This is a genomic window from Methylobacterium sp. XJLW, assembly GCF_003254375.1.
In the GTDB taxonomy this organism is placed as follows: Bacteria; Pseudomonadota; Alphaproteobacteria; order Rhizobiales; family Beijerinckiaceae; genus Methylobacterium; species Methylobacterium fujisawaense.
The window spans coordinates 5,962,260-5,979,363 of sequence record NZ_CP016429.1; the positions used below are offsets into that span (position 1 = coordinate 5,962,260).

At 68.8% G+C, this 17,104-nt stretch carries 23 protein-coding genes; 10 read left to right on the forward strand and 13 right to left on the reverse strand.

Annotation, left to right across the window (positions count from 1 at the left end):
• Positions 1–30: 30 nt before the first annotated feature.
• The 3 genes from A3862_RS27455 to A3862_RS27465 all read right to left on the reverse strand — a co-directional run bounded on the left by A3862_RS27455 (position 31) and on the right by A3862_RS27465 (position 1,136).
• Positions 31–267: a hypothetical protein gene (locus tag A3862_RS27455; RefSeq protein ID WP_043351899.1), complete on the reverse strand. Its 237-nt coding sequence runs from the start codon at positions 265–267 to the stop codon at positions 31–33.
• 80 nt (positions 268–347) lie between these two features.
• Complete coding sequence (locus A3862_RS27460) at positions 348–662, reverse strand: polyhydroxyalkanoic acid system family protein (RefSeq protein WP_043351901.1); 315 nt, start codon at positions 660–662, stop codon at positions 348–350.
• 123 nt (positions 663–785) lie between these two features.
• Positions 786–1,136, reverse strand: coding sequence for a septal ring lytic transglycosylase RlpA family protein (locus tag A3862_RS27465; protein ID WP_051044822.1), 351 nt, complete (start codon positions 1,134–1,136; stop codon positions 786–788).
• Between the two features lie 585 nt (positions 1,137–1,721).
• On the opposite strand from A3862_RS27465, the gene A3862_RS27470 reads away from it, so the two are divergent.
• Positions 1,722–2,912, forward strand: coding sequence for a site-specific DNA-methyltransferase (locus A3862_RS27470; RefSeq protein ID WP_269467566.1), 1,191 nt, complete (start codon positions 1,722–1,724; stop codon positions 2,910–2,912).
• 209 nt (positions 2,913–3,121) lie between these two features.
• Here A3862_RS27470 and mutY read toward each other — a convergent pair whose 3' ends face one another.
• Positions 3,122–4,456, reverse strand: coding sequence for an A/G-specific adenine glycosylase (gene mutY / locus A3862_RS27475; RefSeq protein WP_111474141.1), 1,335 nt, complete (start codon positions 4,454–4,456; stop codon positions 3,122–3,124).
• Between the two features lie 120 nt (positions 4,457–4,576).
• On the opposite strand from mutY, the gene A3862_RS27480 reads away from it, so the two are divergent.
• From A3862_RS27480 to A3862_RS27510, 7 genes are all read left to right on the forward strand, one after another.
• Positions 4,577–5,059, forward strand: a complete 483-nt coding sequence (locus A3862_RS27480; protein WP_053609944.1) for a DUF721 domain-containing protein — start codon at positions 4,577–4,579, stop codon at positions 5,057–5,059.
• A gap of 89 nt (positions 5,060–5,148) precedes the next feature.
• Complete coding sequence (locus tag A3862_RS27485; protein ID WP_043351909.1) at positions 5,149–5,793, forward strand: DsbA family protein; 645 nt, start codon at positions 5,149–5,151, stop codon at positions 5,791–5,793.
• A 191-nt stretch (positions 5,794–5,984) separates the two neighbouring features.
• The gene (locus A3862_RS27490) at positions 5,985–6,359 is read left to right on the forward strand and encodes an AtpZ/AtpI family protein (RefSeq protein ID WP_043351911.1); all 375 of its coding nucleotides are present in this window, start codon (positions 5,985–5,987) and stop codon (positions 6,357–6,359) included.
• A gap of 74 nt (positions 6,360–6,433) precedes the next feature.
• Positions 6,434–7,189 (forward strand): F0F1 ATP synthase subunit A, encoded by a 756-nt coding sequence (locus A3862_RS27495; protein ID WP_043351912.1) that lies wholly within the window; start codon positions 6,434–6,436, stop codon positions 7,187–7,189.
• Positions 7,190–7,264: 75 nt separating this feature from the next.
• Positions 7,265–7,492 (forward strand): F0F1 ATP synthase subunit C, encoded by a 228-nt coding sequence (locus A3862_RS27500; RefSeq protein ID WP_007566773.1) that lies wholly within the window; start codon positions 7,265–7,267, stop codon positions 7,490–7,492.
• 146 nt (positions 7,493–7,638) lie between these two features.
• The gene (locus tag A3862_RS27505; protein WP_043383811.1) at positions 7,639–8,217 is read left to right on the forward strand and encodes a F0F1 ATP synthase subunit B family protein; all 579 of its coding nucleotides are present in this window, start codon (positions 7,639–7,641) and stop codon (positions 8,215–8,217) included.
• A 16-nt stretch (positions 8,218–8,233) separates the two neighbouring features.
• The gene (locus A3862_RS27510; protein WP_170861837.1) at positions 8,234–8,719 is read left to right on the forward strand and encodes a F0F1 ATP synthase subunit B family protein; all 486 of its coding nucleotides are present in this window, start codon (positions 8,234–8,236) and stop codon (positions 8,717–8,719) included.
• A 195-nt stretch (positions 8,720–8,914) separates the two neighbouring features.
• Here A3862_RS27510 and A3862_RS27515 read toward each other — a convergent pair whose 3' ends face one another.
• Both A3862_RS27515 and A3862_RS27520 read right to left on the reverse strand, forming a co-directional pair.
• Positions 8,915–9,784 (reverse strand): formate/nitrite transporter family protein, encoded by an 870-nt coding sequence (locus A3862_RS27515; protein WP_043755825.1) that lies wholly within the window; start codon positions 9,782–9,784, stop codon positions 8,915–8,917.
• Positions 9,785–9,834: 50 nt separating this feature from the next.
• Positions 9,835–10,575: a competence/damage-inducible protein A gene (locus A3862_RS27520; RefSeq protein WP_043755823.1), complete on the reverse strand. Its 741-nt coding sequence runs from the start codon at positions 10,573–10,575 to the stop codon at positions 9,835–9,837.
• Positions 10,576–10,652: 77 nt separating this feature from the next.
• Here A3862_RS27520 and sfsA point away from each other — a divergent pair, with 77 nt between their 5' ends.
• Positions 10,653–11,366 (forward strand): DNA/RNA nuclease SfsA, encoded by a 714-nt coding sequence (gene sfsA, locus A3862_RS27525; protein WP_043351919.1) that lies wholly within the window; start codon positions 10,653–10,655, stop codon positions 11,364–11,366.
• Here sfsA and A3862_RS27530 read toward each other — a convergent pair.
• Complete coding sequence (locus tag A3862_RS27530; RefSeq protein ID WP_043351921.1) at positions 11,353–12,195, reverse strand: FkbM family methyltransferase; 843 nt, start codon at positions 12,193–12,195, stop codon at positions 11,353–11,355. The genes sfsA and A3862_RS27530 overlap by 14 nt on opposite strands.
• Before the next feature lie 116 nt (positions 12,196–12,311).
• On the opposite strand from A3862_RS27530, the gene A3862_RS27535 reads away from it, so the two are divergent.
• Positions 12,312–13,076 carry an alpha/beta fold hydrolase gene (locus A3862_RS27535; RefSeq protein ID WP_043351922.1) on the forward strand — a complete coding sequence of 255 codons (765 nt, stop codon included), beginning with the start codon at positions 12,312–12,314 and terminating at the stop codon, positions 13,074–13,076.
• A 4-nt stretch (positions 13,077–13,080) separates the two neighbouring features.
• Here A3862_RS27535 and A3862_RS27540 read toward each other — a convergent pair whose 3' ends face one another.
• The 6 genes from A3862_RS27540 to A3862_RS27565 form a co-directional block, all read right to left on the reverse strand.
• Positions 13,081–13,860, reverse strand: a complete 780-nt coding sequence (locus A3862_RS27540; RefSeq protein WP_043351924.1) for an ABC transporter permease — start codon at positions 13,858–13,860, stop codon at positions 13,081–13,083.
• Positions 13,857–14,789: an ABC transporter ATP-binding protein gene (locus A3862_RS27545; RefSeq protein ID WP_043755821.1), complete on the reverse strand. Its 933-nt coding sequence runs from the start codon at positions 14,787–14,789 to the stop codon at positions 13,857–13,859. Before A3862_RS27545 ends, A3862_RS27540 begins: the two co-directional genes overlap by 4 nt.
• A gap of 176 nt (positions 14,790–14,965) precedes the next feature.
• Positions 14,966–15,217, reverse strand: a complete 252-nt coding sequence (locus A3862_RS27550; protein ID WP_043351927.1) for a hypothetical protein — start codon at positions 15,215–15,217, stop codon at positions 14,966–14,968.
• Between the two features lie 271 nt (positions 15,218–15,488).
• Complete coding sequence (locus A3862_RS27555) at positions 15,489–15,728, reverse strand: hypothetical protein (protein WP_236961564.1); 240 nt, start codon at positions 15,726–15,728, stop codon at positions 15,489–15,491.
• A gap of 371 nt (positions 15,729–16,099) precedes the next feature.
• Entirely contained in the window at positions 16,100–16,429 is a 330-nt protein-coding gene (locus A3862_RS27560; RefSeq protein ID WP_043755820.1) for a hypothetical protein, read from the reverse strand.
• A 245-nt stretch (positions 16,430–16,674) separates the two neighbouring features.
• Positions 16,675–17,058: an SUF system Fe-S cluster assembly protein gene (locus tag A3862_RS27565; RefSeq protein WP_043351932.1), complete on the reverse strand. Its 384-nt coding sequence runs from the start codon at positions 17,056–17,058 to the stop codon at positions 16,675–16,677.
• Positions 17,059–17,104: the final 46 nt, after the last annotated feature.

Sequence of the window (17,104 nt, forward strand, 5' to 3'; positions counted from 1 at the left end):
ACGGCGCCGCCCCCCGACCTCGTCGGCGGGTCAGGCGATCGGATTGGCCGGTCCCGTCGGCGGGCTGATCTCGGGCGCGCCCGGATCGTTGACCGGGATCTCCGGCGGATGGACGCCCGGCGCCTCGGCCGGGGTGTTCCCCGGGATCTCCGGTCCGGGCGGCTGCGTCGGGGCCTGCGGCGGATCGTAGGGCCGGTCCGGCACCGGAGCCGGCTGCGGCGGGACCTCGGGGACCTGCCCCGGATCGGCGAGGGTGTAATCGGGCACCGTAATCCTCCACGAGACCGACGGCGCACTTCGGCACCGGTCCCGCGGAAACAGAGACCGGCCGATCCGGTTCCGGAGCGCTACTTCTTCGTCAGCAGGAGGTTGCCCTCCTTGCTCGCGACCTTCTGGATCTTCTCGGCGAACAGGGCGAGCAGGAACGGCAGCTTCACCTCCAGGCGGACGCTCTCGGCGCCCACGTCGATCGTCCCGGCGACTTTCTGGGTCATCGCCGACACGCCGAAATCGAGTCGGTCCCCCGTCCAGGCGAGCTGATCCACGGTGATGCCGCTCTTGGCCAGGAAGGCCCGCGCCTGATCCGTGCCGTGCTCCAGGCGACGCTTGGCCTCATCGCGGCCGAGGTCGTGCGGGATGTCGACGATGAGGGGCTTGGGCATGGGCACTGATCCGAGCTGAACCCGGCTGCAGATGGGGCGTCCGGGCGCGGCAGACAACGCCCGGGGAGCCGCCCCGCCCTCTCGGACGGGCGGCGGCCCGGCGCGTGCGGCGCCCGTGAGGGATCAGTGCACGACTTGCAGCGACACGTAGGTCGTGCCGCCCATGCCCAGAGCGCGGGCGGAGCCACGCGACAGATCGATGATGCGGCCGCGCACGAAGGGACCGCGATCGTTGATGCGAACGACCACCGAGCGGCCGGTCCGCCTGTTCTCGACGCGGACCCGGGTGCCGAACGGCAGGCTGCGATGGGCGGCGGTCAGTCCGTTGGGGTTGAAACGCTCGCCGTTCGCGGTGCGATGACCGCTTCCATACCAGGAGGCCGCTCCGCTCTGCGCGGCGGCCGGGAGGCTTGTTCCGACGACGGTGGACAGCATTCCAAGTGAGACAACGAGCTTACCGAAACCAAACGACATTCTCGACGCATTCCCTTTGTTGTTGTCGGGGCGGCGCCAGTCGTGTCCGAAATCGGCCGGATTATGGCAGGCATTTGCGGGCCGATTCTGTCACATTTTGGCCGATTTCGTCCTGATCATGATTATTACATGGAGGTTTATTACGGTTTGTTTCCATTTGTTTCGCGGAGAATGCATTGTTTGGATCTTTCGCGTATTCGGAAAGTACTGTCCAGGCCACCCTGCGGCGCGCCGAAATGGGCTGATTTTCCTAAGCCCTGCATCGGCTGTGACCCTGCATCCCGCTGAGCTGGAAGCGGACGCGGAAACCAGACCTTATGGCCGCCGCCCGGCATGCCCGGCGGTTCGGACAGTCCAGGCCCTGCGCTAGGGCCGGACGCCCGCAGATGTGACGGGTCATCGCCGCGTAAACGGCGCCCGGGACCGCCGGGTAACCGTTGCTAAATCTGTCGCAGGATTGTCCGAGAGCGGGGTCGGCAAAATCTGCAGCCCCAGAACGGGACGCGGCGCCGCCGAATTCGACAACGTGACCTTTACCGTACCGGAGGCATGGTCTGCCGGTCAGTCGCGTAACCGGTGTTTGCCATGGCTTCCCCGCGTACCGTGGCTGCCGACGCCGTCGCCCGGAAACAGGTCTCGCGTGCCGGGCGGCCCGCGTCGGCGCCACGGATGGGTCTCGTACCCGCCCAGCGTTCCCTACCCCTCGACCAAGTTCTCGTCGGGGATTGTATCGCGGCCATGAACGCTCTGCCGGCGTCCAGCGTCGACTGCGTGTTCGCCGATCCGCCCTACAACCTCCAGCTCGGCGAGGCCGGGCTGCTGCGTCCGGACCAGAGCCGCGTCGACGCCGTCGACGACGATTGGGACAAGTTCGCCACCTTCGAGGCCTACGACGCCTTCACCCGGGACTGGCTCGCCGCCTGCCGCCGCGTGATGAAGCCGAACGCGACCCTCTGGGTGATCGGTTCGTACCACAACATCTTCCGGGTCGGGAGCGCGTTGCAGGATCTCGGTTACTGGATCCTCAACGACATCGTCTGGCGCAAGGCCAACCCGATGCCGAACTTCCGCGGCAAGCGCTTCACCAATGCGCACGAGACCCTGATCTGGGCCTCGCGCTCGGCGGACTCGAAGGGCTACACCTTCCACTACGAGGCGCTGAAAGGAGGCAACGAGGACCTCCAGATGCGCTCCGACTGGTTCATCCCCCTCTGCACCGGCGAGGAGCGGCTGAAGGATGCGGACGGGCGCAAGGTCCATCCGACCCAGAAGCCCGAGGCCCTGCTCGCCCGGACGCTGCTGGCTGCGACCAATCCCGGCGATGTGGTCCTCGACCCGTTCTTCGGCACCGGCACCACCGGCGCCGTCGCCAAGCGCCTCGGCCGCCGCTTCATCGGCATCGAGCGCGAGGAGACCTACGCGGCGGCCGCCCGTGAGCGGATCGCCGCCGTCGAGACCCTGTCGAAGGCCGCCCTCATGGTGGCGCCGACCAAGCGCGCCGAGCCGCGGGTGCCGTTCCTGTCGGTGATCGAGGCGGGCCATATCCGCCCCGGCGAGACCGTCACGGACGAGCGCCGCCGCTTCCGCGCCACGGTCCGCCCCGACGGCCAGCTCGACAACGGCCTCGTCATCGGCTCGATCCACAAGATCGGCGCCCTGGTCCAGGGCCTGCCGGCCTGCAATGGCTGGACCTTCTGGCACGTGGAGCGCGGCGGCAAGCCGGTGGTGATCGACACCTACCGGGCGGGCCTGCGGCAGGCGATGGCGAACAGCTGACAAACGTCGCGGCCGTCCGCGCGGGCGGAGCGACGCCATCCAGGCTGGCATGACGCTGTCGGATGTCGCCCTGCCCTGGGCCCCGTCGCTGCGCCCGGAATCCGGAACCGCGCCGGCACTGAGCTTAAAGGCACCGTCCCGGACCGGCAGGGTCGCTGGATTCCGGGGCTCGCGCCTGCTGGCAGCTCCGGACGTGCGGTGCGACCGGGTCAGGACCGTCTTCGGGCCGGGCCCCGGCGCCGCGGCGAGGTCGGTGTCGCGGGCGGCTCCACCTCGCCCTCATGCAGATCGTCCGCTTCGGGCGGTGGCGCGGGCGCCGGCCTCGGCTGGGGCTTCGGAACGGCCCGCACGCGCGGGCGCGGAACCGGATCCGGCATCGATACCGGCGCCTCCATCGCCGCGAGGAGCGGCATCGGCGGCGGCTCCTTCCGGGGGCGTCCGCGCGGCTTCGCCTCGGGCTCCGGCTTCGGATCGAAGGCGTGGGCCAGGACCTTGCGCATCAGGCCGGGGAGCGGCTCGTCGTCGAGGGCGCTGCGCGGGGTGAAGCGCATACCGGCCGGAACCGGTGTCGCGAGCGCGACACGGGCCACGAAGACCGTCAGCTCCAGCGGAAAATGCGTGAAGCCGTGGCGCACGAGCCCCGGAAGCCGCTTCCACCGGGCATCCAGCGGCGCGTCCAGGAGGGCGGCGGCGACATCGTAGTCCGGCTCCCAGGCGCTGCCCGGCGGCTCGGCCATGTTGCCGAGCAGCCCCTCCGGCGCGCGCGTCCGCAGCAGCACCGCCTCGTCGCCGCTGCGGATCACCACGAAGGCCGCACCGCGGCGGAGCGCGCCCTTGGCGACCTTGATCTTGCGCGGGAACGTCTGCTGGGTGCCGACCGACCGGGCGCGGCAGGGCAGCATCCACGGGCAGAGGGCGCAGGCGGGGCGCTTGGGCGTGCAGATCGTCGCGCCGAGATCCATGAGCGCCTGGGCGAAGTCGCCGGGCCGGTCCTCCGGGACCAGTGCCTGCGTCAGGCGGCGGATCTCCGGCCGGCTGCCCGGCAGTGGCGTCTCCACCGCGTAGGCCCGGCTCAGGACCCGCTCGACATTGCCGTCGACGGCGGCCTCCGGCCGGTCGAAGGCGATCGCCGCGATGGCCCCTGCCGTGTAGGCGCCGATTCCCGGCAGCTTGCGCAGGGCGTCCGCCGTGTCGGGAAACCGCCCGCCAGCCGCCGCGACCGCCTTGGCGCAGGCATGGAGGTTGCGGGCGCGTGAATAATAGCCGAGGCCGGCCCAGGCCGACATCACCGCCTCCTCGGGGGCGTCGGCCAGGGCGACGACATCGGGGAAGCGCGTCAGGAAGCGCTCGAAATACGGCCGGACCGCCGCGATCGTGGTCTGCTGCAGCATGACCTCGGACAGCCAGACCCGGTAGGGATCGGGCACCTCGCCGGCGAGCGCCCGCCAGGGCAGCACCCGCCGATGCCGGTCGTACCAGGCGAGCAGCTCGTCGGCGCGCGGTTCGGGGCCGGGCTTGGGATCCGTGGCGGTGCGGGTCGGCATGCGTTCAGGCTGCATAGCCGCAGGTCGGCGGCGATCATAGGGCGATGACAGCGCGGCCCCGTGCTCCCTTCGTCAACCATCCTGCGCTAACCTTCGCGGATCCACAGGGCCGGAACCACCATGGCGCGCGTCAAACCGCTGGCCGAGCTGATCGAGAGCTGCATCGGACCTGCCTTCGCGGCGCAGGGCTTCGCGTCGACCGACATCCTGGCCGCCTGGCCGGAGATCGTCGGCGAACGGCTCGCGCGATATTGCCGGCCTTCCAAGCTCGAATGGCCCAAGCGTCGCCGGAAGGATGCCGGCACGCCCGAAGCCGGGACGCTGGTGGTGCGCGTCGAGGGCGTCTTCGCCCTCGAGCTGCAGCATCTCGCGCCGGTGGTGATCCAGCGGATCAACGCCCATTACGGCTGGGCCTGCGTCTCGCGGATCGTTCTGCAGCAGGACCGGGTCGGGCGCGGCGCCCGAGCGCCCTCCCCCGCCCGCATCGATCCGGCCGCCGCCGTCGAGGTGCAGCGCGCCGTAGCGGGGATCGCCGATGACGGCCTGCGCGCCGCCCTCGATCGCCTCGGCATCGCCGCGGTGGCGACGCGCCCGGACCGGTGAGCGGTCGATTCGGTCACCTTGCCAGGACGGTCGCGCCCGAGTACCGGCTTCGGAACGCCACGACTGTTCAATCCGGCGGAGCCTGCCCGATGACGACGCGACGCGACGCTCTCAAATTCTCCGGCCTCGCCCTCGGCGCCGGTCTCGCCCTGCCCTATCTCGCGCGGCCCGCCCGGGCGCAGAATTCCGAGATGGCCGCGCTGCTGCAGCCGGGTCCCCTCGGCGATGTCTGGCTCGGCCCGGCGGACGCCAAGTGCACGATCATCGAATACGCGTCGATGACCTGCTCGCACTGCGCGGCCTTCCACCGGAACACCTGGCCGACCCTCAAGGAGCGCTACATCGACACCGGCAAGGTGCGGTTCACGCTCCGCGAGTTCCCCCTTGACCCGCTGGCGACGGCGGCTTTCATGCTGGCGCGCTGTCAGGGCGATTCCAAGTATTACCCGATCACCGACCTGCTGTTCGACCAGCAGCCGGCCTGGGCCTTCACGCCCAAGCCTGTGGACGCCCTGGAGCAGATGCTCCGGCAGGCCGGCTACAACAAGCAGACCTTCGAGGCCTGCCTGAAGGACCAGAAGATCTACAGCGCCGTCAACGCCGTGAAGCAGCGCGGCCTCGACGTGTTCAAGGTCGATTCGACCCCGACCTTCTTCATCAACGGCGAGCGCTATACCGGCGAGATGACCGTCGAGGGGATGGAGAAGGTGATCAAGCCGCTGATCGGGGCCTGAGAGCCCTGCCGGAGCCTTGTGCGCAACGCGGCTCCGGCGCGTCGCTTGAAGCTGGAATTCCAACTCAAAATCAAAGACTTACTGTGTATGGGGTTCGCCTTGACACTCAAGATAGGCGAAACTATGGTGCGCCCCGCTTGCTGGGGGTGTCCAGCGGGTTCCAGATCCTCCTGCCCGATGAGTTTTGAGCCGTGAACGGCGACGACCAGAGGGACGGGAAAGGGACCCAGCAGACGCCGACGGACAGCGAACTCTCCGCGAGGCTCAGACGTCTCGAGACGCAGATCGAACGGAAGCGGCCGCAGGCTGCTCCCGATCCATCGACGCGCCCTCGGAACGGCGGGCCATCCTCGCTGGGCCAGGCCATGACGATCTCCACGGAGTTCGTCGCGGGCGTGATCGCAGGGGGCATACTCGGCTGGATCGTCGATCATGTCTTCGGGACGAAGCCCTGGGGCCTGATCGTCCTCCTGATGCTGGGGTTCGTCGCGGGGATCTACAACGTGATGCGGGTGTCGGGTTTCGCCGGCGCGCGTCCGGGACGGCGCGATCGGCAGGAGCCATAAGGCGCGCCGATCGGTAGGGAATGTGGGGCGGCCGACACCCGTCGGCGCGCCGGACAAGAAGGGCGGAAGCGGGAATGGCGGTCACGATCGACCCGATTCATCAGTTCGAGCTGAAGCCGCTCGTTTCGCTGGGCCATATCGGCCATCAGCAGCTCGCGTTCACACAGTCCGCCCTCTACATGTTCGCGGCTGTCGGGGTGATCGCGCTGATCACCATCGTGGCGACGGCGTCGCGCTCGGTCGTGCCGGGCCGCATGCAGGCGCTGGCCGAGATCTTCTACGAATTCATCGCCGATACCGTGCATCAGGCGACCGGCGACGGCGGCAAGCGGTTCCTGCCGCTGGTGTTCTCGCTGTTCATGTTCGTGCTCGTCCTGAACCTCTTCGGGATGATCCCCTACGCCTTCGCGGTGACCAGCCACCTGATCATCACCTTCGGCCTCGCGGCGCTGGTGATCTCCACCGTGGTGATCTTCGGTGTGATGAAGCACGGCACCCATTTCTTCGGCCTGTTCGTGCCGTCGGGCGTGCCGAAGCCGCTTCTCGCGATCCTGGTGCCGATCGAGGTGATCTCGTTCATCTCGCGCCCGATCAGCCTGTCGGTCCGTCTGTTCGCCAACATGCTGGCCGGCCACATCGCGATGAAGATCTTCGCCTTCTTCGTGGTCCAGCTTCTTCTCGCAGGCGCCTGGAGCGTGCTATCGCCGCTCCCGCTGTTCCTGACGATCGCGCTGACCGCTCTCGAGTTCCTCGTTGCGGCGCTTCAGGCTTACGTCTTCGCGACGCTGACGGCGATCTACCTCAACGACGCCCTTCACCCCGGCCACTAGTCGTCAGACCTGGCCGGCTCCACCCGCCGCAAACGTCACTGCACGTTTCGATCTGAAGAGACCTCAGGAGTTACCATGGATCCCGTCGCTGCGAAGTACATCGGCGCCGGCCTCGCTTGCCTCGGCATGGCGGGTGCGGGCATCGGCCTCGGCAACCTGTTCGGTCAGTTCCTCGCCGGCGCCCTTCGCAACCCGTCTGCGGCCGACGGCCAGCGCGCCACCCTGCTCCTGGGCTTCGCCCTCACCGAGGCGCTCGGCATCTTCTCGCTGCTGATCGCCCTGCTGCTGCTCTTCGCCGTCTGATCGGCGCCCCGGAGGCCGCGGTCCCCGCGGTCTCCTCCCGGGCTCCGGCCCGATGAACGGGTGGACGCTCCCGCGACGGGGCGTCCGCCTTCGTCCGTCACCGCGCCGGCGGTGGCCTCACCGAACGGTGTCAGTGTAGCGGTCTCATGGCGCAGCCCAATCCCCTCACCACGCCGCCCCCGGGCGCCGACACGAAGCTCGTGCCGGGCCATGTCGAACATACGGAAGCGCATTCGGGCGCCTTCCCGCCCTTCGAGACGTCGGGCTTCCTGGCGCAGCTGATCTGGCTCGCCCTGGCCTTCGGGCTCCTCTACTACCTGATGGACAAGATCGCGCTGCCGCGGATCCAGTCGATCCTGCACGCCCGCGCCGAGCGCCTGCGTGCCGACCTGGACCAGGCGCAGGCGATGAAGGCCGAGGCGGATGCCGCCGGCGTGGCCTTCGAGACCGGCCTCCGGGATGCCCAGGGCAAGGCGCGCGACATCGCGCAGACCACCCGGAACACGCTGGCCGCCGAGGCCGAGACCAAGCGCAAGGCGCTGGAGGCGGAGCTGAACGCCAAGCTCGTCGCTGCCGAGGCGACGATCCGCACGCGGACTGAAGCCGCCATGGGCAATGTCCGCTCCATCGCGGGCGAGGCCGCTTCGGCGATCGTCGAGCGTCTGACGGGTCAGGCCCCCGACCGGGCCACCCTCGACCGCGCCCTCGACGCCACCGCACACTGAACGGGATCCCACGATGCTGCTCGAAGCCGAATTCTGGGTCGCCGTCGCGTTCGTCATCTTCATGGGCATCGCCTGGAAGGCCGGTGCCTTCTCGACGATGACCAAGGGTCTGGACGGCCGCGCCAACCGCGTCCGCCACGAACTCGACGAGGCCAAGCGCCTGCGCGAGGAGGCGGCCGCCGTACTCGCCGACTACAAGCGTCGCCGCGCCGAGGCCGAGAAGGAGGCCGAGTCGATCGTCGCCGGTGCCCGCGAGGAGGCCGCGCGCGCCGCCGAGGAGGGTCACCGCAAGCTCGATGACTTCCTCGCCCGCCGCACCAAGGCTGCCGAGACGAAGATCGCCCAGGCCGAGGCGCAGGCCGAGGCCCAGGTCCGCGCCGCTGCCGCGGAGGCTGCGGTGAAGGTATCGGAGACCATCCTGCGCGAGCGGATGCAGGGCGAGGCGGCGCAGGGCCTGATCCGTGCGAGCCTCGGCGAGGTCCGGACCCGCATGCGGTCCTGACCGCACCGGCATCGCCGCAGGGAGAAGCCGCCTTCGGGCGGCTTTTTTCGTTTCGGGAACTGCGAGGCCTTTGCACGGCGACGCCGGTCGTCGTCTCGGTCGGCGCCAGCCGTCCGGCCGAGGCCGCATCGGCTGAGGGCCGCTTCGGGTCGGACCGCGCGGTGGCAGGACCGGTTCTGGACCGGGCGTCCGGGTCTAATCCGCCCGCTCGCCCTCGACGGCCTTGGTCTCCTCCACCTCCGGGGCGACCTGCCCGTAATTCAGCACCGCCACCAGCGCCACGCCGCCGAAGGTGTTGCCGAGGAGCGTGGGGAGGAAGAACTTCAGCCCGTAATCGCCCATTGAGGCCGCCCCCGTAACGACCAGGTAGAAGGCCTCCACGGAGCCGGCGACGATGTGGGCGAGGCTGCAGAGCGCCACCAGCCACGTCATCAGCAGGATCACGAACGGCGCCGCGCTGGCCGTGGCGGGGAGGAACCAGACCATCAGGGCGATCATCCAGCCCGCGAAGACCGCCTTGATGAACGTCGCCCAGAAGCCGTGCGCGATGGCATCGTGGCTGATCTCCGCGAAAGCCTTGAGGACCGGCGGCTCGAAGGCGCCCGAATGGGCGAGCAGCGTCGCGATCGCCAGCGTTCCCAGGATGTTGCCCGACAGCACGATGGTCCAGAGCCGGATGACCCGGAGGCCCGTCTTCACCGAGCGGTCGTGCAGCAGCGGCAGGATCGGCGTGATCGTGTTCTCGGTGAAGAGCTGCTGGCGCCCGAGGACGACGACCAGAAATCCCACCGCATAGCCCATCGAACTCACGATCTTGGCCCAATCGGTCTCGGGCAGGTGGCTCCGCAGGACCCCCGGCACGATCAGGGACAGGGCGATGCTCAGGCCGGCGGCGAAGGCCGAGAGGAACAGGGCGAGGCCGTGGCGCCGCAGCTCCTCGTCGCCGCCGAGCCGGATGACCTCGTGCAGGACGTAGGCATCGGGCCGGACGATCTCGGAGACCTCCTTCAGCAACGCGTCGCGGCGAGCCTCCGGATCGCCGCGCTTATTCTTGTCCCGAACCATCCGCCCAGCTCCGCAACGCAACTCGATCCGATCGGATGCAGGATAGTCCGTCAGGCCGAGAGACGCGCCACCAGCGCCTCGACCGCGCTCCGTGCCTCCGCGAGCGCCTGCGCGTCCCGGCTGCGCACGACGATCCGGTTGCGAAAACCGTCCGGAGTCATCGCGGGATACGAGCCGATGGAGACGGCCGGCCGCGCCTTGGCGATCTCGCCGAGGTCGCCCGCGTAGTTGCCCTCCGGCAGGCCGGCCGCCTCGATCGTCTCGGACAGCATCGCGGCGCCGCCTGTCAGCGTCGGGGCGATCGAATCCAGCATGGCCTGCATGATGCCGGGCACGCCGGCCATCACGTGGACATTGCCGAGGCGGAAGCCCGGCGCCTTCGAGACCGGGTTGGCGATCAGGTCGGCTCCGAACGGAATCCGCGCCATGCGCAGGCGCGCCGCGTTCAGGTCCTCGGGCTTGTGCCGCTCCAGCAGCATCGCACGCGCCCGCTCATCGACATCGATGCCGACCCCGAAGGCCTCGGCCACGCAATCGGCGGTGATGTCGTCGTGGGTCGGGCCGATCCCGCCTGTGGTGAACAGATAGGTGTAGCGGGCACGCAGGGCGTTGACCGCCTCGACGATCATGGCGGCCTCGTCGGGCACGATCCGCACCTCGCGCAGGTCGATGCCGGCGGCGGTGAGGAAGTCGGCGATCGTGCCGATGTTCTTGTCCTTGGTGCGACCCGAGAGGATCTCATCGCCGATGACGAGGATCGCGGCGGTGACGGATTCGGAAGGCTGGGGCATGGAACTCTGGCGTCGGGCGGGGCCTGCAGGCAGATAGCGCAACCGTTGCCCGCGACTACGTGAACCCCGAGGATCCGATGCAGTTCGCCGCGCCGCTCGTGCCGGGACGGCTCGTGCAACGCTACAAGCGCTTCCTGGCCGACATCGATACCGATGAGGGACGGGTCACGGTGCACTGTCCCAATCCCGGAGCGATGCTCGGGCTGAACACGCCCGGCGCCCGGGTGCTGCTGTCGCGCTCGACCAATCCGGCGCGCAAGCTGCCGCTGACCTGGGAGCTGGTGGAGGCCGACCTGCCCGGGGGGCTGCAATGGGTCGGCATCAACACCCTGCGCCCGAACGCCCTCGTGGCCGAGGCCTTTCGCGCCGGCGCGATCACGGCGCTCGCCGGCCACGACACGCTGAAGCCGGAGGTCCGCTATGCCGAGGCCAGCCGGGTCGATTTCCTGGCGAGCGGCGCGGTGGCCGGCCCCTGCCACGTCGAGGTGAAGAACTGTCACATGATGCGTCGGGCGGGCCTCGCGGAATTCCCGGATTGCAAAGCCGCCCGCAGCGCCCGGCACATGCGCGACCTGGCTCAGGTCGTGGCCGAGGGGGGCCGGGCGCTGGTGGTCATCGTCGTGCAGATGAAGGCCGAGGCGTTCGACGTTGCCCGGGACATCGACCCCACCTTCGACCGGGCGTTCCGGGAGGCGCGAGCGGCGGGTGTGGCGGTCCGGGCCTACCGATGCGCCGTCGGGCCGGAGGGCGTCGTCCTCGCCGGGGAGATTCCGGTGGTCACGCCGCCCTGACGGTGCTGCGCTCGAACATCAGGTTCAGCCGGGAGCGGGCGATCTCGCGATAGCCGTAGCGCGCCAGATGCTGCAGCAGGTCGAGCTGCCACTGCCCGGTGCCGTTCTCGATCAGCAGGATCCGCGGCAGGAGCGCGTCCGGCGCCTCGCGCAGGAACGGCTCCAGGATGAGGTCCTCGGCGCCCTCGACGTCGAGCTTGACCGCATCGACCCGGGTGAGGCCCTCGCTCCGCAGGAGATCGAGGAGGGTCACCGCCGGGACGGTGATCCGCGCACCCTCGTTGGTGCCGACGATGCGCAGGCTCGACTCGCCGCGGTTGCGCGGATCGATGAACAGGGTCAGCTCGCCTGCCTTGTCGGCCACCGCGCAGGCGACCGCCTTCACGGTGTGGAACGGGTTCTGGGCGATGTTGTAGGTCAGGCGGTCGAACACGTCGGGCTGGGGCTCGACCGCGACGATCCGCGCCCCCGGGCCCGAGAAGGCCGCCACGCACAGGGCGTAGGCGCCGACATTGGCTCCGATGTCGAGGAACACGCAGTCCCTCGGCAGGTGCTTCTGGAGCAGCGCGCGCTCCTCCGGATCGAAGAACTGCGGGGTGAAGAGCACCTTCTTCTCGCAGTTGTTGTTGTAGGGGTGCAGCCGCATCCGCGCGCCGTAGCGGGTCACGTCGAGGGGCTTGCCCCCGAGCCGCGCGATGGCGATCCGGCGCAGGAACAGCGCGAGGCGCCGCCCGTACCAGGATTCGGCCGGGATCCGGTTCGTGCGGCGGGTGATCGCCGCGACGAGACCGGACGGTTCATAGGTGCCGTAGGGCTGGATGTCGGTCATGACCGGGGCGGTTTGCCAGCCGGCGCCCCGAGCCGCAAGCGGATCGATCCACGTTGCTCCGGCGCGCTCCGGTGGTCTAAGCCGTGGCCGAGCTTGATGAACACGGGTTGCGCGGCATGGAGTCCTTCAATTCCGACGGCGTGCGGATCGCCTATATCGACGTCCCGCCCGCGGACGGGGCCGGGAAGCCGATCCTTCTGATCCATGGTTTCGCGTCGAACCATGCGGTCAATTGGGTCAACACCCAGTGGGTGCGCGCCCTGACCCAGGCCGGCTACCGCGCGATCGCGCTCGACAACCGCGGTCACGGCGAGAGCGAGAAGCTCTACGATCCGGCCGCCTACAGCTCCGACGCGATGGCCAACGACGCGATCCGGCTTCTCGACCATCTCGGCATCGAGCGCGCTCACGTCATGGGCTACTCGATGGGCGGGCGGATCACCGCCCATATTGCCCTGGACCATGCGGACCGGGTTCGCTCGGCCCTGATCGGCGGCCTCGGAATGCACCTCATCGAAGGCAAGGGTTTGCCCTCGGGGATCGCTGAGGCCCTGGAGGCGCCCGCCGGGACGCCGGCGCCCAACCCGACGGCCGCAGCCTTCCGCACCTTTGCCGAGCAGACCCGCAGCGACCTGCGGGCGCTGGCCGCGTGCATGCGCGGCTCACGTCAGACGCTGAGCCGGGGGGAACTCGCGCAGATCGAGGTCCCGGTTCTGGTCTCGGTCGGGACCCTCGATACGGTCGCGGGCTCCGGCCCGGGGCTCGCCGCCCTGATCCCGGACGCCCGGGCCCTCGAGATCGAGGGCAAGGACCACTCCACCGCGGTCGGTGCCAAGCCGCACCGGGACGGGGTGCTGGCCTTCCTGGCCGCGCAGCCCTGAAGCCTCAGCTCTTCAGCCGGTAGCCCGTCCGGAAGATGTAGGTGACGAGGCCAAGGCAGATCACCAGGAACAGCGCGGTCATGCCGAGGCTGATCGCGATGTTCACGTCCGCCTTGCCGAAGAACGCCCAGCGGAAACCGCTGATCAGGTACACGACCGGGTTGAGCAGGCTCACCGCGTGCCAGAAGGGCGGCAGCATGGAGATCGCGTAGAAGCTGCCGCCCAGGAAGGTGAGCGGGGTCACGACGAGGAGCGGGACCAGCTGCAGCTTCTCGAAGCCGTCCGCCCACAGGCCGATGACGAAGCCGAACAGGCTGAAGGTCACCGCGGTGAGGAGCAGGAAGCCGAGCATCCAGAGCGGGTGATCGATCCGCAGCGGCACGAACAGGGCCGACGTCGCCAGGATGATCAGCCCGATCAGGATCGATTTGGAGGCCGCCGCGCCGACGAAGCCCAGCACCACCTCAAGCGGCGAGATCGGCGCCGACAGGATCTCGTAGATCGTACCGGCGAAGCGCGGGAAGTAGATGCCGAAGGAGGCGTTCGAGATGCTCTGCGTGAGCAGCGAGAGCATGATCAGGCCGGGCACGATGAACAGCCCATAGGGCACGCCGTCGACCGCCGAGACCCGGGAGCCGATCGCGGCGCCGAAGACCACGAAGTACAGGGTGGTCGAGATGACCGGAGCCAGGATGCTCTGCCCGGCGGTGCGCCAGAAGCGGCCCATCTCGAACCGGTAGATGGCCCGGACCGCCGGCCAGTTCAGGGTGAACGCCGCGCTCATACCTGTGCCCTCTCCTCGCGCACGAGGCCCACGAAGATGTCCTCCAGCGAACTCTGTTCGGTGTGAAGGTCCTTGAAGCGGATTCCCGCCGCCGCCAGGCCAGTGAGAAGCCCGGTGATGCCGGTCCGCTCGGCGCGGGTGTCATAGGTATAGACCAGCTCGCTGCCCTCCCCGGAGAGCGCCAGGCCGTAATCGGCGAGTTCCGGCGGCACCGCGGTGATCGGCTGCTGGAGATGCAGGGTCAGCCGCTTGCGCCCGAGCTTGTGCATCAGCGCGGCCTTCTCCTCGACCAGGATGATCTCGCCCCGGCGGATCACGCCGATGCGGTCGGCCATTTCCTCGGCCTCTTCGATGTAGTGGGTGGTGAGAATGACGGTGACGCCCTGCTGGCGCAGGTCGCGCACGAGGCGCCACATATCCTGGCGCAGCTCCACGTCGACGCCTGCGGTGGGCTCGTCGAGGAACAGCACCCGGGGCTCGTGCGACAGCGCCTTGGCGATGAGCACCCGCCGCTTCATCCCGCCCGACAGGGTCATCAGCCGGCTGTCGCGCTTGTCCCAGAGGGACAGCGCCCGCAGGATCCGCTCGATATGCCCGGCATCGGGCTTCATCCCGAACAGGCCGCGGGAGAAGCTCACGGTGTTCAGCACCGTCTCGAAGGCGTCGGTAGTCAGTTCCTGCGGCACGAGGCCGATCGCCCGGCGCGCGGCGCGGTAATCCGCCACGATGTCGTGGCCGTCGACCAGAACGCTTCCCGAACTGGCGGTGACGATGCCGCAGACGATGTTGATGAGCGTCGACTTGCCGGCACCGTTCGGACCCAGCAACGCGAAGATCTCCCCCCGCTCGATGGCGAGTTCGATGTCGCGCAGGGCGGTGAAGCCGGACGTGTAGGTCTTCGACAGCTTCGAGATGGAGATGATCGGCATCGGGGCCTGGAACGAGCTGGGGCATGCGCGGTGCCGGCAGCCATGAGGCCGGCACCGGAAACGCGGTGGGCCGACCGATCGGACCGTCTTCGGTAGCGGGCGCCCCTATAGCACGCGGCAATCACGGTGCTGACAGACCCCGTGTGTGCCACCGCACCGCGAGGACGCCGCGTCCCTCACGTGCGGCCGTAGCGCTCCGCCAGCGCCACGCACTCCTTCCGGAGATCCGGGTCTTCGATGCGCGAGAAGGCCGTCAGCAGCGCGGCACATTCCGCGGCGCTCGGGCCGCGGGTTCCCCCGGAGGCTGGCGGCCTCCGGAATGTGGATTCCGGAACGTTCAACATGCGGGCGATGTCTCGAAGCAGCTTGTCCCGCTCACGAGCCGACTGGGCCGCGCCGTCGAGATCGAATCCGCCCGCGTCCGTCATGATCTCTTCGAAACCAATCCTTCAGCCGAGCGCGAATGCACGGGGTCCCACAAACGCGCCGTTCGCGCGGCGCGGCTCTACCATTCACACTCTCGCGGCGGGTGCAACCTACCGTTATGGTTCTACCTCGGAAGAGGGCTGCGACTTAAGGCCGAATGGCTGGCGCGTAGAGGCAGATCGGTGGGCGTGCCTCCGGATTCGGCCAGCGTGAAGCAACCTCCACGCTGGAACATCATCAAAAAATACAACTATAGGTGGCGAAAATGCCGCCCTAGGCCGCGTGGCGCAGGGCGAACAGCGCGGCCAATCCCAGGATCGTCGCACCGCCGAGAAATCGACGCCAGGGATTCACGCCGCGCAGCAGCTCATCGGCAGCCCACCAAGCCAGCGCAAGATCCGCCCCAAGGGACAGCCAGGATGCGAGCGGCCCCTGCTCCTGCGCCGACCAAGCGGCCAGACTGAAGCCAGCAAACAGCCAGAGCGGCAGATTGGGCCACTGGGCCACCGTCATGGCGCCGGTGTTCCTGTCGCGGAACAGCCAATCGAGCGCCCGCCGGACGGTCGTAGGCGGTGATGGGGCCATGGCTCGAACCTTCCTGCTGCCAGCAGGTGCGTAGCGCCGCATCGGATCGGACCAAGATGAACCGCCGCCTGCGGATCCCGAATTAACGCAGCGGTAACGTTAGTAAACAGAAACCGTCGGTAAATCCCTAACGGAACCTGAAAGGACTCGCGAGAATCCCACGCTTTAGATGATGATCGGACATCGCAGCGGCGGCCCGTCAGCCGAACAACGAGGATCGATCATGAGCGCGCGCCTGGAAGATCTGAAGTTCATGCTGACGCTCAGCGCCGTCGTTCTGTTCGGCAGCGGCCTCGACATCATCCTGCGCTGATGGCACCGGTCAGGCGGGGCGGCAGGGCCGGGCCGCCGCGCACGATGGCGCGTCCGAGCGCCGAGCGGGCTGCCGAAGGGCGGCCCTGCAATCCGCTGCCGCGTCCCGGTGTGAACGGGACGGCGACCGCGTGCGACGCGAAGTCCACGCGGCGGGGCGTTCCGGCGGTGGCGGACGGGATCTGCCCGGAGCGGAGAAAGCTCCGCAATTCGGCGGCCTTCGCCTGGCGTTCCGTCCGTATCCGGAGCACCGCGATCACGAGGCCGACCAGCCCGGCCGCCTCCAGGAACGCCGCGACCACGTAGCCCGAAGCCATCCGTTTCCACCAACCGTATCGAGGGAGTTGCCGCTGTTGCTGCGGCCGTCTCCGCTCTGCGCCGCGATGGTTAGCGAGACCTTAACGGCTACGTAGATCGCCGCAGGTCCGCCGGTGCCGTCCATTCCTTCGCAATGCCAACGTTTCGGCTTATGCCCTTGTCGCAGCAGCGAAACTCGAGCGCGGTCACGCGCCTCGCGGCACGCGCCCATGCGTGTTCAGGAGCCTGTGAACGCGGATCCGCCCTACCACATGTCGAGGGCGACGCGCGCCTCGTCCGACATGCGGCTCTGATCCCACGGCGGATCGAACACCATGGTCACCGAACAGGACTGGACGCCCGGCACGGCGCTCACCGCGTTCTCCACCCAGCCCGGCATCTCACCGGCCACCGGGCAGCCCGGGGCGGTCAGCGTCATGTCGATGGCGACCTTCCGATCGTCGCCGATATCGACCTTGTAGATCAGGCCGAGTTCGTAGATGTCAGCCGGAATCTCGGGATCGTAGACGGTCTTCAGGGCCGCGACGATGTCGTCGGTCAGGCGATCGAGCTCCGCCTGCGGGATCGCGGAATCGCCTTCGACGGCGGGGGCGTTCATGCCCCCCGTGATGGTGGCGTCGGTGGTCATCGCTTCACTCTCCCCGGACCCGCGCGGACGGGACCAGCCTCGGATC

Coding starts and splice junctions, on each gene's coding strand:
- A3862_RS27460 (WP_043351901.1), bottom strand. CDS start 662: ATGCCCAAGCCCCTCATCGTCGACATCCCGCACGACCTCGGCCGCGAT.
- A3862_RS27465 (WP_051044822.1), bottom strand. CDS start 1,136: ATGTCGTTTGGTTTCGGTAAGCTCGTTGTCTCACTTGGAATGCTGTCC.
- A3862_RS27470 (WP_269467566.1), top strand. CDS start 1,722: ATGGCTTCCCCGCGTACCGTGGCTGCCGACGCCGTCGCCCGGAAACAG.
- mutY (WP_111474141.1), bottom strand. CDS start 4,456: ATGCCGACCCGCACCGCCACGGATCCCAAGCCCGGCCCCGAACCGCGC.
- A3862_RS27480 (WP_053609944.1), top strand. CDS start 4,577: ATGGCGCGCGTCAAACCGCTGGCCGAGCTGATCGAGAGCTGCATCGGA.
- A3862_RS27485 (WP_043351909.1), top strand. CDS start 5,149: ATGACGACGCGACGCGACGCTCTCAAATTCTCCGGCCTCGCCCTCGGC.
- A3862_RS27495 (WP_043351912.1), top strand. CDS start 6,434: ATGGCGGTCACGATCGACCCGATTCATCAGTTCGAGCTGAAGCCGCTC.
- A3862_RS27500 (WP_007566773.1), top strand. CDS start 7,265: ATGGATCCCGTCGCTGCGAAGTACATCGGCGCCGGCCTCGCTTGCCTC.
- A3862_RS27505 (WP_043383811.1), top strand. CDS start 7,639: ATGGCGCAGCCCAATCCCCTCACCACGCCGCCCCCGGGCGCCGACACG.
- A3862_RS27515 (WP_043755825.1), bottom strand. CDS start 9,784: ATGGTTCGGGACAAGAATAAGCGCGGCGATCCGGAGGCTCGCCGCGAC.
- A3862_RS27520 (WP_043755823.1), bottom strand. CDS start 10,575: ATGCCCCAGCCTTCCGAATCCGTCACCGCCGCGATCCTCGTCATCGGC.
- sfsA (WP_043351919.1), top strand. CDS start 10,653: ATGCAGTTCGCCGCGCCGCTCGTGCCGGGACGGCTCGTGCAACGCTAC.
- A3862_RS27530 (WP_043351921.1), bottom strand. CDS start 12,195: ATGACCGACATCCAGCCCTACGGCACCTATGAACCGTCCGGTCTCGTC.
- A3862_RS27535 (WP_043351922.1), top strand. CDS start 12,312: ATGGAGTCCTTCAATTCCGACGGCGTGCGGATCGCCTATATCGACGTC.
- A3862_RS27540 (WP_043351924.1), bottom strand. CDS start 13,860: ATGAGCGCGGCGTTCACCCTGAACTGGCCGGCGGTCCGGGCCATCTAC.
- A3862_RS27545 (WP_043755821.1), bottom strand. CDS start 14,789: ATGCCGATCATCTCCATCTCGAAGCTGTCGAAGACCTACACGTCCGGC.
- A3862_RS27550 (WP_043351927.1), bottom strand. CDS start 15,217: ATGACGGACGCGGGCGGATTCGATCTCGACGGCGCGGCCCAGTCGGCT.
- A3862_RS27555 (WP_236961564.1), bottom strand. CDS start 15,728: ATGACGGTGGCCCAGTGGCCCAATCTGCCGCTCTGGCTGTTTGCTGGC.
- A3862_RS27560 (WP_043755820.1), bottom strand. CDS start 16,429: ATGGCTTCGGGCTACGTGGTCGCGGCGTTCCTGGAGGCGGCCGGGCTG.
- A3862_RS27565 (WP_043351932.1), bottom strand. CDS start 17,058: ATGACCACCGACGCCACCATCACGGGGGGCATGAACGCCCCCGCCGTC.